The organism is Acinetobacter sp. WCHAc060025 (assembly GCF_004209355.1).
Taxonomy (GTDB): domain Bacteria; phylum Pseudomonadota; class Gammaproteobacteria; order Pseudomonadales; family Moraxellaceae; genus Acinetobacter; species Acinetobacter wuhouensis.
In genome coordinates this window covers 92,385-105,875 of the sequence record NZ_SGSX01000012.1, presented here as the reverse complement: position 1 = coordinate 105,875, position 13,491 = coordinate 92,385, and the positions used below count along the sequence as shown (strand labels likewise).

The window sequence follows — 13,491 nt, the reverse complement described above, 5'->3', positions numbered from 1 at the left end:
CCTCTGTAAATCAGAGGTTTTTTTATTTCACAGATAAAGGAAAATAAAACAACTATTCCGCTTTCGCCTGATAACTACGGAAGTACACGGTTTAAAGTTGCAAAACACTGATCACCTTTATCAGATGCACAGAAATTAATTTGGTTTTTATTGATCCATTTCACAAAGTACTGAGAGACCTCCCCACTTTGATCTTGTTTCTGACCAGAACAATCTATCTCATTATTTTCATACTTAATCTGCATAATCAGTACAGGTGGCTTTTCTAATGTATTGTCTGGTGATGGTTGATAATCAAATAACCCTATTGACCATTCTTTACCACTATTAACAACGACTTCATTTTGACCACGAAAATTATAAAACTCAGTACATTTCTTATTGTTCGGAATTTCCATGCCCCATAAACCCAAAATTTCAGGGCGCGTATTTATACGAATATAACTGGTTTTATTGGTTGCAGTCACCGTACTCGCAGGCGCTGTCTGCACTTGAGTAGCCTGTTCTGCTGCCATCGTAAAGCTTGAAAAACTAAGGAATAAAGCTGTTATTAATGCTGTTTTTTTCATACCAAGTCTGTATGTCATATTTCATTTGTCATAAATTAGCATATATTCAAAATAAAACATGTAAAATTAACCATATAAGAACAATATTCGTAGTTATTTATAATATATATTTTTTTTGTAATAAATTTACAAACTGCGACGAAAGCTATTGATTTACAGATATAAAGAGATAAGATTATCATTATTCACTTATTAAAATATAACCATTTTTAAATATTGGTTTAGAATTTAAACATTCATAGCATTAGGTTAGCGAATTGGTACAGGCTATAACAACTCCACATCAGCGGCTTAAAGACAATATTTCTGCTTTTTTTATTATAGCAGCGATTATTTTCGTCACAGCTTTAGCGGGGATATTAGGTAGACCATTGCTCTTTCTTGCTATTTTTTGGCCAGCCAATGCAATTTTACTTGGGCTATTATTAAGATTTAATTCACTCAAAAATATTGGTGGTTGGCTTGGTGCTTTTGCAGGCTTCATGATTGCAGATTTACTCACAGGAAATTCATTCTTAGTCACGCTGTTTTTAACCATAGCAAACATGTTAAATGCGCTCGTAACACTCATTTTAATACGCTTACTGAAACTTCATTATAAACAATACAATAAGGGTTTAACTTTTCTTTACTTATTTACCATTAGCGCCTTTGGTGGTTGTTTAGCTGCTGCAACATTTGCCTGTTTAACCGTTCCTCATATGCCAAACACTTTTATGTCCATGGATCGTATTTGGGTCGATTTTGGTATGTGGTGGACAGGTGAAATTTTAAATGTGATTGCATTTTTACCCATTATCTTAGCCATTCCAGACAAGACTACCATCCAAAACTATTATCAAGATTTTCAACAAAAAACTTTTCAATTCAAAACACTTCTCCCTTTTCTCGGTGTTATTTTATCGGTTATTTTAACCCATTTTTTTATTGGTCCAGGCGCAATCATGTTTCCGATTGCCGCATTGGTATGGGCTGCATTAAGCTATAACCTCTTTTTTGTCGCCATTATCAACTGCGTAGTTTGCATGCTTTTGTATAATTCGTTGACTGCATATTATATAGAACAATCCCCGAATGCTTATTTGGCCACTACACTCTCCGTTCGCATCGGATTATGTATGCTTGCCTTGGCACCACTGACATTGGCGATTATTAGTTTAAATAGGCAAAAACTGTATCATCAAATTTTATATCTCGCCAATCATGATGGTTTAACAACAGCACTAAACCGTCGATATTTCTACGAAGAAAACGAGAAAACGATTATTGAAGAAACCGAAAAAAAACAACATGTTCAAAGCGTAACTGTTTTACTTCTCGATTTAGATCACTTTAAAAAAATTAATGATCAATATGGACATACCATTGGTGATTACGTTTTGCAAGAATTTACTAAACAAGTGAAAGCACAAATCCGTAGTGATGACTTATTTGGACGCTTAGGTGGCGAAGAATTTGCAATTCTATTCAAGAACTTAAACTTAGAACAAAGTATTCAAATTGCACAACGGATTTGTAATACTGTATTCACCACACCTATTCTTTTAGATGATGGTCGAATATTAAATATTAGTGTCAGTATTGGGTTAAGCTACCAAACTCTGCCCTATTGTGTTCCATTTCAACAATTGATTAAACGAGCAGATGATGCACTATATTTAGCGAAAGAAAAGGGACGTAACCAACTCTGTATTGATACGGAAATCCAACAGGATCATCGACTTTTACCTCAATAAATAAATGACAAAGGACTGTAATGAAATTCAACGAGTATATTCAATATGATGGTATAGGATTAGCCAATTTAGTAAAAAACAAAGAAATACAAGCACATGATCTATTAGAAATCGCCATTCAACGCGCTGACCAAGTTAATCCTAAAATTAATGCAATTGTTATTCCGATTTATGAACATGCTTTAAATAAAGCAAAAAATAATCAGAACGCTTCTTCTAATACCTTTTCAGGTGTTCCCTTTTTGCTCAAAGATTTACATCAGGAATATGCAGGAGCACCGATTTCATCAGGTTCAAAATCATTTAAAAATGCAAAATATATTGCGACTGAAAATGCGGAAATCGTCAATCGCTGGGAAAATGCTGGTGTTATCACTTTTGGGCTTACTAATTCACCTGAGTTTGGGATCAAAGGAATCACTGAACCTGAAGCTTGGGGTAGCTGTAAAAACCCTTGGAATTTAAAACATAACAGTGGTGGCTCTTCTGGCGGTTCAGCTTCTGCGATTGCAGCAGGTATCGTACCGATCGCAGGTGCAAGCGATGGTGGCGGTTCGATTCGTATTCCTGCATCGTATTGTGGTCTATTTGGCTTAAAACCTAGTCGTGGTCGTACACCGTGGGGACCTCAATTCAGTGAAGCCATGCATGGCGCTGCAATGCAACATGTACTGTCAAAATCTGTGCGTGATAGCGCTGCCATGTTAGATGCAATTCAAGGTCCAGACCAAGCCTCGTTATTTAACATTCAAAGCCCAAGTGAAAGTTATTTACAAGCGATGTACAAATCACCGAAAAAACTAAGAATTGGTTTTTCGACTGAATCTCCAATTGGTACGCCTGTTTCAAAAGATGCGATTCAAGCCATTCAACAGACTGCAAAACTTTTAGAATCATTAGGTCATCACCTCGAAGAAGCTAAACCGCAAATTGACGGTATGCAACTTGCCAAAGACTTTATCACCACGTGGTTTAGTCAATGTGCTTACACCGTGAGTCAAGTTAAACAGCAACTCGGTGCAACTGATCGTGATTTTGAGTTAGATACTTTAGCCATTGCCGCTTTTGGTGCAAAAGCTTCTGCAACAGACTATATTCACAATCTGAATAACTGGGGCACTTATGTCGCTAAAATGAATCAGTATTTTCAACAATATGATTTATTTTTACTACCTTCTACAGCCTCTGTTGCCCCTAAAAATGGTGAAGTGAAAACGCCTGCTTGGCAAATTCCAATTTTGAAAGGCTTGCTTAAATTAGACAAAGCGCATTTATTGGCAAAAGGGAAATTAGTCGAGCAACTCATTAAAAATAATTTGCAATGGGTTCCCTTTACCCAGCTTGCGAATATCACAGGTTTACCTGCAATGTCTGTACCGTTGTATTGGAATAAAAATAATCTGCCTTTGGGTTCTCAGTTTATTGCACCTTTTGGGCGTGAAGATCTTTTATTACAGTTAGCTGCTCAATTAGAACAAGCTCAACCGTGGAATCCAAAATATAGCTCCATTCAATTGTAATTTTCACAGAGGAATAGAGACAAGAATGAGCAACTCGTGTGCTCATTCTACGATTTTCTCAGTATGAAAAATCTATATTTTGAGCGCAACAGTTGTAAAAATCCAAACGATTGCAATATTCGCAAGTAACACATGCAACATCATCTTTCTATACTTGGTAAATTCAACATTTAAATCACGCTTTTGCAGGCGCATGTATGGTGTAACTTTTTCAGAATCAAAACTATAAACAAAAAATACTAAAAATAGAAAACCTAATAAAAGTGAAAAATACGCTGAGTATTTGAGCAAAGTTGTTTTAAGATAATTCGTATAATTTGCCTTTTCATAAGCACTCATATTAAAAATAACAGTTTGAGGTTCACCATTTTCATCGAAATAAGTCGCATCCATGAAAATATAATCCCGTATTTTTTCAGGTGAATCAGGATAAAAACGTGTTAATAATTTTATCGTTTTAAACTGATTGCTTGTATCTTCAAATAAAGAACAAACTCCGCTTGTATAGTCCCAACAGGATAATTCTGTCAGCAAGGCTTGATCATTTCCCTGATTGCTGAGTATTGCAACATAAGCTGATTTTCGACCATTTTTAGGCACATACTGGTACTGCACTTCACTTGGTACTTGATATTCGATAATTTTCTCAGCACCCACTTTGAGCAATCTATAATCAAGTGTTGTATGAATTAGGACAAAAAATCCGACAATATTAAAGAATAATAACCCTTTAAATGATTCTTTAATCCGTTCAATCTTTTGTTCTTCGCCTTGTGTCGCAGTCATTTTGACAATATCAATAGGTCATTCTAAATTATAAATATTCTACTAAAATAATAGCTTAATATAAAATTATAAAGCGTTCGCATCGTATTCAATTCATATTTTATACATTATTGACAAAAGTGAATTGCATGATAATTCAATCGAATTCATAATTTAATTTCTTCAATACATCAACAATCCAATGCTTTATATTCTTCTTGCGTTCATCGGCATCATTTCTGGCATGATCAGTGGTGTCGTCGGCACGGGTTCATCCATCATTCTTTTACCGATATTGGCTTATATTTTTGGTGCGAAATTAGCCGTACCGATCATGGCTATAGCATCCATTATGGGAAATATTTCCCGAGTCGTGATATGGCGTAAAGAATTAAACTATAAAGCATTTTTTCTATTTGCCAGTTTAGGTATTCCTTGCACGATATTGGGTGCGAAAACCTTATGGATGATTTCTCCAAAACTATCTAGCTTGTTGATTGGTTTATTCTTTTTACTCCTTATACCTTTGCGTCATTGGGCAAAGAAAAATCACTATCAACTTAAAGATTGGCACATGGTGATTGCAGGTGGCATTCTAGGCTATTTAACAGGTGTCGTATTTTCGACAGGCCCACTTTTACTGCCTGTATTTAGTAGTTACGGTTTAAGTAAAGGTGCATTGCTCGCGACTGAGGCTGCTACATCATTTGCCATGTATTTAAGTAAAAGTTTTACCTTCGGTGCCTTAGGTGTTTTAGATTTCAAAATACTCATATCTGGTATTTTGGTCGGTTTAACACTCATAATTGGCAATTACATCGGCAAAGTTTTTGTGTTGAAAATGTCTGAGCGAACTTTCAATCTTATGCTCGATGCGATGTTATTGATTGCCGCATGTTCAATGCTGATTGAGGTATTTATGCATTAATCTTTGCACATGAGTCATTGAATGCTAAATCACACAAATCAGAATATTTCCTTTGCATAATCTTAACGTTCATTTTTCACATAAAAAGAGATGAATTAATACACATCTCTTAAATAACGCTTTTGTTCAATAAGTTGTTCAAATTGGCGCAGACCTAAAATTTCGATCAAAGCTGTTTCAACACCTTGTGCCATGCCATGCAAACTGCCACAAATATAGATTGAAGCGCCTTGTTCAATCCAAGTTTTGAGCTGAGTAGATTTAGCGATTAGGCAATCTTGTACATATTTTTGCGTATTTTGATCTCTTGAAAATGCTAGATCAATTTCAGACAAAACTCTATGTTGTTGCCATAGGCTCAGTTGATTTTCAAAAATACGATCTACGGATTGCTGACGCTCACCATAAATCAGCCAATTCTTATGTAAACCTAACAATTCACGTTGTCGAATATGCGACATTAAACCTGCAATGCCTGAACCATTCCCAATCAAAATAATCGGCGCATCATCTTCAACAAGGTGAAACGCAGAATTTGAACGGATACGGCAATCCAATTGATCACCAATAGCTAAAGATTCAGTAAGATAACCCGAACCTAAACCCAGACCATCTTCATTGATTTCCTGACGCACCACCAGTTCAAGTTGGTTTTGAGTTGGGATACTGGCAATTGAATATTCACGAATCGCTAAGTTTTGCGCCTGCTCTAGCCATTGCTCAATATTTTGCGAATTGTCAAAAGTTCGTAAATTTTTAAATCTTAACCGCTCAAAAATGTCTACACGATCCAAACCTATTTGTTCAGTAATTTGAATATGCTGAATAAATGCATCAATTTGAGAAGTGGTATTGGCACATTGAATTTCGAGAATATCGCCAGATTTCCAATTTAACCCATCAAACTTATTTAATTCATTAAGTTTCGTCAAAACCAAATGGAACATTGGATGTCCCAAACTGCCATGATTCAGTAAATGGCGTTCAGACAATATAACTTTTTGAAATGGTTGTTGTTCCAATGCAATCATATCTGTTTCAGACTGATCTAAGACTTGATTTAATTGCGACTGCCAAGATTGCAAATCGATTTGGCTCAATTGATCTACACAGACCATCGGGAACCAAGCTTGGGCATTGTTGTCTGCTAGCCATGCATCTAGTCTTTTTCCAAATTCACAAAAATTTGAATAGTGTCGATCACCAAAAGCTAAGACTGCATATTGAATGTCATTCAATTCAAATGACTTTGTCATTACATTTCGAATAAATTGACGCGCTGTGTCAGGTGCATCACCCTCACCATACGTACTGACTAGCCATAAGATTCTTTGATCATTTTTGAATAAATCTGCTTTAAAGTCTGCAATATTCAGTGTTTGAACAACATGACCAGCAGCTGAAAGTTGTTGTGCTGTTTGCACAGCATAATTTTCAGCTTGACCAGACTGACTTGCATAGACAATTAATATCGGATGATCAGCCTGTTTTAACTTTTCTTTTGACTTTGACTTAAGCAAAACCAACAAGAAAATGACGTGTAAAATCAAAACAATGAGCAAGGAAATTAATACGATCAGTACAGCATGTGTCATTGTTCTAACCTTATACCACTGACCAAACTAAAAGCATCAGAATTGCCAAACTCAATATTGTCAAAACAATATGGGTTTTTAAGCGAGTTTTGATACTTAGAAAGAGAATATAACCTGCTAAAGACAATAAGGTGATAATGATCGCACTTAGATCAATCAACCAAGACCATGCTTTTCCAGAGTTTTTACCCCGATGCAAATCATTAATAAATGAAACCGTTGAAGCAGGTTTAACTGTTATTTCAGCTTCCCCAGTATCTAAAGTCACATAAATATCAGATATTCCCGCAGGACTTTCCATATGGATCATGACTTCATTGTCCATCACTTCACCACTTTTATAACGTCCGACAAGCTCATGGTTCTGACGTATATAATCCACGATTTGCTGACTCGGATTTTCTTGTCCTTTAATTTGGGTAAGCAATTGAGGAGGAAGTGTAATGGTTTCGGTATTTTCATCTTTTGACGGCGTAAACCATTCAGGATGATTTAACAACAAACCTGTGACCGAAAAGAAAATAAGGACTATAAAAGCAAAAGCTGACAACCAGCCATGCACATAACGTGCATGGCGGTAAAAATCTCGACGTTGATACACTATTAAATTCTCTTTGTGAATGCTTGAATTAATTCACTTTTTGGAAATTCAATTTTACAGCTCCAATTTCCTTTTGCGCAGGTAAATTTTGACTAGACGCTTTGGCTTTCACATCTAAGTTAAAAGTTTGATATGAATGATCACCATGTTCACGCGAAGTTTCAACATGGATTTGATATTGTCCTGCTGCAACAGCTTTGCCACTGTCATCTTTACCATCCCAAGCCAATTTATAATTCCCAGGCTGTCGTGATGGTTTAGCAACAGCGTCTAAGTTTGGCATTTGACGACCATAACGACGCCACCATACATAGTTTGAATTAATCCATTTTTCATCTTTCCCCCAAGCAGCAAGAGTACGGACTAATTTTTTATCACTATCGGTCACCCATACAGACACATACGGCGCACGATAGTTTTCAACTGCAATTTTAGGAATCGTAAAATCGACTACGGCCTGATAACCTGCTGGCCATTTTGCAGATGCATTGACTGCAACATTTTTAAAATCAGCTGGTTGTGGAAGTTGTACCAATGCATTCCACCCAGTAGATTGGTGTGTTTGACCATTGGCAAGTGTTAACTGAGCTTCATAGCCAACTAAAGATTCAATCAGTTGCATACCTTCACTTGGTGTCATTGCCACTAAAGCAGTTGCTAATGCATCTGCATCAGCGGCACATTGTCCAACCACAACACATTGTTCAACATGTTGAACAGGTAAACCTGTTTGTGGATCAAGTAAATGCGATTGCCCAACTAAGTCACGATAGCCTTGACCACTAAAAGCCACGGCTTGATCATTTAACTTTAATACTTGGCTCGGAGCCGCATTGTCATAATGATTAAAGGCATCTTGCACGCCAACTTGCCAACCTGCTTGACTTGGAGATGACCCCCAAACACGCATATCGCCACCGATGTCAACCAGAATCCCTTGTAAATGAGGAACAGCTTCACGTGCAGCAATTAATGCACGGTCAATGATATAACCTTTGGCATAAGCATCTGGCGCGAAAGCAATGGATGAATCCATTTGAATATTTTTTGAATCAGCATCGATTTGTACATGGCTTTCTTTCAATTGTGCAATCAATTGTTGACGAGTATTTGCATCAACTTCAAGCACACCATTTGCCTGTTGCCACATGCTGATCAAATTGCCTAAACGTGCATCAAAAGCACCACAGGTTTGACCACGCCAAGCTTCACATGCTGCTATAACATTGTATAAATCAGAAGATGCATTGATCTGTTTTTGTTGATTTAATTGTGAAATTTCACTGTCTGTTTGCCATGTAGACAAGATTTGGTTCAATCGTGCAATTTCATTTTCAATGGCTGTCGTTGCACGTTGCGCATCTTGTTGAGAAGTTCCAGTAATCACTACATCCAAAGATGTTCCTAAAACATGATCACGATGAAAATGATGACTTTGTAATTGAACATTTTCAGACGGTGTTGCTTGTGCATTCGTCGTCGTAGCAAAAGCATTTAATGGAGAAATCAGTGCGAGTGCCATTACCAGAGGTGATAAACGAAATACAGCGCGAGTTGAGGTTGAATGTCGACTTGAGAATGACATACCGATAAGCTCCAATTTTTTTTAAAATAATATTGATAATGAGAGTTGTTATCAAGTACATTATTGAAAATTTTACACTCTTAATGACTCTTGGAAGAATTTAAAATGAATCAATGGTTAAAAATCGCACTCCTCTCAGCATTGCCTGTTGTCGGTTCGGCACATACAGTCAGCCCTTTTATTCTGCCTGAAGTTTTTGACACCAATGCTTCACCGAATGTCAGTTTCCAAAGCGCGATGACACTCGAAAAATTCTTTGTTCCAAGTTTTAATTTTAAAACGACATATATAATCACAGATCCTAAAGGTCAAGACAGTAAAATCAATCCTGCAGCTGAATTAAAACGTTTTAATGTTGCTGAATTTGACTTACCGAATGATGGTACATACCGTATTCGTACAGAAAATGCTTTAGGCAACGCGAGTAAATATGCATTGGTTGATGGTCGTTGGTTACGTGTACGCCCTGCACGCCCACAAAATGCCAATGCTCAAGCACCTAAAGCAGAGCCTGCTAAAGCTGAAGCAGAAAAAAAAGCGGCTGCACCTGCTCAACCACCACGTGTAATTTCTACTGATCAAGTCCCGGCTAATGCACAAACTTTTGAAACTAAAAATAATATTATCGCTGAAAGTTTTGTGACTAAAGCAAAACCAAGCCCTGTTCCTGCAGTAACGAATAAAGGTTTTGAAGTTAAATTTACAACGCATCCAAATGAATTATTTTCAGGTGAATCATTAAAGGCTCAAATTTTAGTGAATGGTAAACCTGTACCAAATCTTGAAATTGATGTGTTTAAAGGTGCGAGTAGCTATGAAGCAAGTGCTTCACGTGAACAACCACATGTAAAAACCAATGCTAAAGGTGAATTTGAAGTTAAATTTGATAAAGCAGGTATTTATTTAATTACAACATCTTATCCAGAAGCAAATCCAGACAATACTAAAAAACCTGCAAGCGAAATTTACACGTACGGTTTAACTGTAGAAGTTGCAGAATAAGTTAGTCATCTTGCATTATTAATGAACAAACTTTGACTGATTAATATTGGTCTAAGCAAGTTAAATGCGATATTTCAGAATATGGAGTATCGCATTTTTTCTTTTACATTCGATGAGTTGCAATTGACTCAAAGCGAATAAAGTTTTTTATTTGAATCAAATATACGTACTTTAATTATTTAACAAAGTCAAATTAAGAAAATTTGGATGGGTGTGTTAATCAAAACATGGTTAAACGTTATCATCCATTTCCAAAACTTAACCAATAAAAATACAGTGCATCAAATTTTACTTTAGCATTTTTTGTCATAAGCAAATCAACAATCAAGACAACCACTTATACAAAAAAGTCATAAGATATGCCTGTTTTTCGATATTCGGCAATAAGTCATGTTTGGTCCCGTTGAGTTTATTATGGCTGGCGTTCTCGTCGGTTTCTGTGTTGGCATTACAGGTGTAGGTGGTGGTTCACTCATGACCCCAATCCTGATTAGTCTTTTTAGGATTGAACCTCATATTGCCATCGGGACTGACCTTTTATATGCAGCCATTTCCAAGTTCTGCGGTTCAATGGTACATGCCAAAAAACTCAATATTGTTTGGCCCATCGTTTTATGGTTAGCACTTGGCAGTATTCCAGCATCATTTATTACCCATTGGGTGTTAGACACTTACTTGAGTGGTTCATCTAGCTACAAAGTCGTGCTCACTACCGTACTTGGCTTTATGCTAACAATTACGGGATTATCTATTATGTTCCGTGCGCGCATTGAAAAGTTCTTTGCCAAGTTTCGTGCCGAAAAACACGACCTCAATGAAGCAAGTAACTTTTCAATTGAAGGTAAAAAATTATATGTGGTGATCATGGGCGTTGTCTTGGGCGTATTTGTGACCCTTTCCTCCGTCGGTGCAGGTGCCTTTGGAATCATGGCTTTGATTCTTATGTTCCCCAATTTACCCATGATCCGCATCATCGGTTCAGATGTTGTCCATGCCGTATTACTCACTTCAGTTGCAGGATTTGCCCACATGACTTCGGGTAATGTTGATTTCCACCTTCTGGGTTGGTTATTGGCAGGTTCAATTCCAGCGATTATTGTCGGTACATTGATTAGCTCAAGACTGCCTGAAAAAATGATCCGTAAAATTTTAGGTATTACTCTCTTTGCGCTAGGTGTGAACTTTATTTTGCACCCCGTGAAAGAGAAACCTGCTGCCAAACCACAAACTGCGATGGTGGTGCAAAACCATGCACAACATCAAGTTTAATGTTAAGCTGCAATTAATAAATAATAATTATGAATTGATCGCGAAGTTTTAATACGTTATTTATGACAAAACCTTGATCAATTCATGTTATATTCTGACCACTAAAAATACTTTCCGTATGTTCTAATACCCAGTGACGGCAATGAATACATTAAATTCAAATCCAATTACTCAATCAGATATTGATGACGTGAATGTCCAAAGCATTCAAACTCTTGTAACTCCAGCTGAACTTAAAGCTGAATTACCTTTAAACGATAATGCCTACCAAACTGTATTGCATGGTCGTGAAACAGTACGCAATATTTTAGATGGTAAAGATAAACGTCTATTCGTTGTGATTGGTCCTTGTTCTATTCATGATCCAGTTGCTGCACATGATTATGCAGATCGCTTAAAAGTATTGAGCGAAAAAGTTAAAGATACGTTGTATATCATCATGCGTGTTTATTTTGAAAAGCCTCGTACAACAGTAGGTTGGAAAGGTTTGATCAATGACCCTGATATGAATGATTCTTTCAATATCGAAAAAGGTTTACGTTTAGGACGTAAATTATTGCTTGAGTTGAATGAAAAAGGCTTACCTTGTGCCACTGAAGCACTTGATCCAAACTCGCCACAGTATTATCAAGATTTAATTTCTTGGTCTGCGATCGGCGCGCGTACCACTGAAAGCCAAACACACCGTGAAATGTCTTCAGGACTATCTTCACCTGTTGGTTTTAAAAATGGTACAGATGGTGGTTTAACTGTTGCAACCAATGCGATGCAATCTGTAAAACACGGTCATAGCTTCCTTGGTTTAAATAACGAAGGACAAGTTTCTGTCATTCGTACCAATGGTAACCCTTATGCACACGTGGTTTTACGTGGTGGTAATGGTAAACCGAACTATGACGCAGGTTCTGTTGCTGAAGCTGAAAATGCACTTGCAAAAGCCAAAGTTAGCAACAAAATCATGATCGATACCAGTCATGCCAACTCAAACAAAGACCCGTACTTACAACCTTTAGTATTGAAAAATATTACTGAACAAATTATTGATGGTAACAAATCAATCGTAGGTTTAATGGTGGAAAGTCATATCAAAGGTGGTCGTCAGGATATTCCTGCCAATCTTTGTGATCTTGAATATGGTAAATCTGTGACTGATGGATGTATCGACTGGGAAACCACTGAAAAAGCATTGCTCGAAATGGATGCAGCTTTAAAAGAAATTTTGCCAAATCGTTAATTGAATGCAAAACGCCATCTACTTAGATGGCGTTTTTGTTTTATGATGTTATTGTTAATCAAACCTATCTGTAAGAATGCTATGAACGAACTTGAACAACAACTCAGTCAAATCGCAAACTTCCAATTTGTCCACGAACATCTTATGACGTCTGGTCAGCCGACTGCGGAACAGCTAAAGCAAATTAAAGAATATGGTGTTGATACAGTCATCAATCTGGCTTTTACCGATGCAAATCCACATCTTGAGCATGAAGATAAAATCTGTGCTGAACTTGGACTCAACTATATTCAGATCCCAATTCTGTGGGATACGCCTGCCGATGACCAATGTTTGTTTGTTTTAGACTTAGTTACACATTTAGTTCAAGAAAAAATGGTTTGGGTTCATTGTGCCAAAAATATGCGTGTAAGCAGTTTGATCTATTTATATCGTCAATACTTTATGGATATGGATATGCCGACTGCACAAGAATTGATGCATCAAATTTGGGAACCGAATGAAACGTGGACAGGTTTAATTCATGCCGTAGCGCTACAACTACAAGGTCGTAAAGCCACTGAGGATTTGCAACATTCATTGATGCATGTGGATCAGTTTTCTTAAAAATATAACACCTTTGATATCTTTGACCGATTTCAATATAAAAGCATCCAGTATGATAAAAAAATAAGCGCCCTTAGGCGC

General features: G+C 36.9%; 12 protein-coding genes. 7 read left to right on the top strand and 5 right to left on the bottom strand.

All coding sequences use genetic code 11. The annotated features are described in order from the left end of the window. Positions 1-74: 74 nt before the first annotated feature. Positions 75-569: a hypothetical protein gene (locus EXE09_RS11720; protein ID WP_087551805.1), complete on the bottom strand. Its 495-nt coding sequence runs from the start codon at positions 567-569 to the stop codon at positions 75-77. 257 nt (positions 570-826) lie between these two features. Between EXE09_RS11720 and EXE09_RS11715 the strand changes: the two genes are divergently transcribed. Both EXE09_RS11715 and EXE09_RS11710 read left to right on the top strand, forming a co-directional pair. Continuing rightward, positions 827-2,305, top strand: coding sequence for a GGDEF domain-containing protein (locus EXE09_RS11715; RefSeq protein ID WP_130117389.1), 1,479 nt, complete (start codon positions 827-829; stop codon positions 2,303-2,305). A 20-nt stretch (positions 2,306-2,325) separates the two neighbouring features. Further along, complete coding sequence (locus tag EXE09_RS11710; RefSeq protein ID WP_130117388.1) at positions 2,326-3,825, top strand: amidase; 1,500 nt, start codon at positions 2,326-2,328, stop codon at positions 3,823-3,825. Positions 3,826-3,897: 72 nt separating this feature from the next. On the opposite strand, the gene EXE09_RS11705 is transcribed toward EXE09_RS11710, so the two are convergent. Continuing rightward, positions 3,898-4,611 (bottom strand): hypothetical protein, encoded by a 714-nt coding sequence (locus EXE09_RS11705; RefSeq protein WP_130117387.1) that lies wholly within the window; start codon positions 4,609-4,611, stop codon positions 3,898-3,900. A 181-nt stretch (positions 4,612-4,792) separates the two neighbouring features. Here EXE09_RS11705 and EXE09_RS11700 point away from each other — a divergent pair, with 181 nt between their 5' ends. After that, the gene (locus EXE09_RS11700) at positions 4,793-5,518 is read left to right on the top strand and encodes a sulfite exporter TauE/SafE family protein (protein WP_130117386.1); all 726 of its coding nucleotides are present in this window, start codon (positions 4,793-4,795) and stop codon (positions 5,516-5,518) included. Positions 5,519-5,613: 95 nt separating this feature from the next. Here the strand turns inward: EXE09_RS11700 and EXE09_RS11695 are convergent, their stop codons facing one another. Genes EXE09_RS11695 through EXE09_RS11685 form a run of 3 tightly spaced genes read right to left on the bottom strand, consistent with a single transcriptional unit; the run spans position 5,614 to position 9,299 of the window. Then, positions 5,614-7,113 (bottom strand): sulfite reductase subunit alpha, encoded by a 1,500-nt coding sequence (locus EXE09_RS11695; RefSeq protein WP_130117385.1) that lies wholly within the window; start codon positions 7,111-7,113, stop codon positions 5,614-5,616. Between the two features lie 10 nt (positions 7,114-7,123). After that, positions 7,124-7,714 (bottom strand): PepSY-associated TM helix domain-containing protein, encoded by a 591-nt coding sequence (locus EXE09_RS11690; RefSeq protein ID WP_068974632.1) that lies wholly within the window; start codon positions 7,712-7,714, stop codon positions 7,124-7,126. A 28-nt stretch (positions 7,715-7,742) separates the two neighbouring features. Then, positions 7,743-9,299, bottom strand: coding sequence for a DUF2271 domain-containing protein (locus tag EXE09_RS11685; protein WP_130117384.1), 1,557 nt, complete (start codon positions 9,297-9,299; stop codon positions 7,743-7,745). Between the two features lie 105 nt (positions 9,300-9,404). On the opposite strand from EXE09_RS11685, the gene EXE09_RS11680 reads away from it, so the two are divergent. From EXE09_RS11680 to EXE09_RS11665, 4 genes are all read left to right on the top strand, one after another. Beyond that, positions 9,405-10,301 carry a DUF4198 domain-containing protein gene (locus EXE09_RS11680; RefSeq protein ID WP_130117383.1) on the top strand — a complete coding sequence of 299 codons (897 nt, stop codon included), beginning with the start codon at positions 9,405-9,407 and terminating at the stop codon, positions 10,299-10,301. Positions 10,302-10,691: 390 nt separating this feature from the next. Further along, positions 10,692-11,570, top strand: a complete 879-nt coding sequence (locus tag EXE09_RS11675) for a sulfite exporter TauE/SafE family protein (protein ID WP_130117382.1) — start codon at positions 10,692-10,694, stop codon at positions 11,568-11,570. Between the two features lie 142 nt (positions 11,571-11,712). After that, complete coding sequence (locus EXE09_RS11670; protein ID WP_068974628.1) at positions 11,713-12,804, top strand: 3-deoxy-7-phosphoheptulonate synthase; 1,092 nt, start codon at positions 11,713-11,715, stop codon at positions 12,802-12,804. Positions 12,805-12,885: 81 nt separating this feature from the next. After that, positions 12,886-13,410, top strand: coding sequence for a protein tyrosine phosphatase family protein (locus tag EXE09_RS11665; protein WP_130117381.1), 525 nt, complete (start codon positions 12,886-12,888; stop codon positions 13,408-13,410). Positions 13,411-13,491: the final 81 nt, after the last annotated feature.

Bases quoted from the DNA above. Each gene is read 5' to 3' on its own strand.
- EXE09_RS11685 (WP_130117384.1), bottom strand. From the start codon at position 9,299: ATGTCATTCTCAAGTCGACATTCAACCTCAACTCGCGCTGTATTTCGT.
- EXE09_RS11695 (WP_130117385.1), bottom strand. From the start codon at position 7,113: ATGACACATGCTGTACTGATCGTATTAATTTCCTTGCTCATTGTTTTG.
- EXE09_RS11705 (WP_130117387.1), bottom strand. From the start codon at position 4,611: ATGACTGCGACACAAGGCGAAGAACAAAAGATTGAACGGATTAAAGAA.
- EXE09_RS11670 (WP_068974628.1), top strand. From the start codon at position 11,713: ATGAATACATTAAATTCAAATCCAATTACTCAATCAGATATTGATGAC.
- EXE09_RS11710 (WP_130117388.1), top strand. From the start codon at position 2,326: ATGAAATTCAACGAGTATATTCAATATGATGGTATAGGATTAGCCAAT.
- EXE09_RS11700 (WP_130117386.1), top strand. From the start codon at position 4,793: ATGCTTTATATTCTTCTTGCGTTCATCGGCATCATTTCTGGCATGATC.
- EXE09_RS11665 (WP_130117381.1), top strand. From the start codon at position 12,886: ATGAACGAACTTGAACAACAACTCAGTCAAATCGCAAACTTCCAATTT.
- EXE09_RS11680 (WP_130117383.1), top strand. From the start codon at position 9,405: ATGAATCAATGGTTAAAAATCGCACTCCTCTCAGCATTGCCTGTTGTC.
- EXE09_RS11720 (WP_087551805.1), bottom strand. From the start codon at position 569: ATGAAAAAAACAGCATTAATAACAGCTTTATTCCTTAGTTTTTCAAGC.
- EXE09_RS11675 (WP_130117382.1), top strand. From the start codon at position 10,692: ATGTTTGGTCCCGTTGAGTTTATTATGGCTGGCGTTCTCGTCGGTTTC.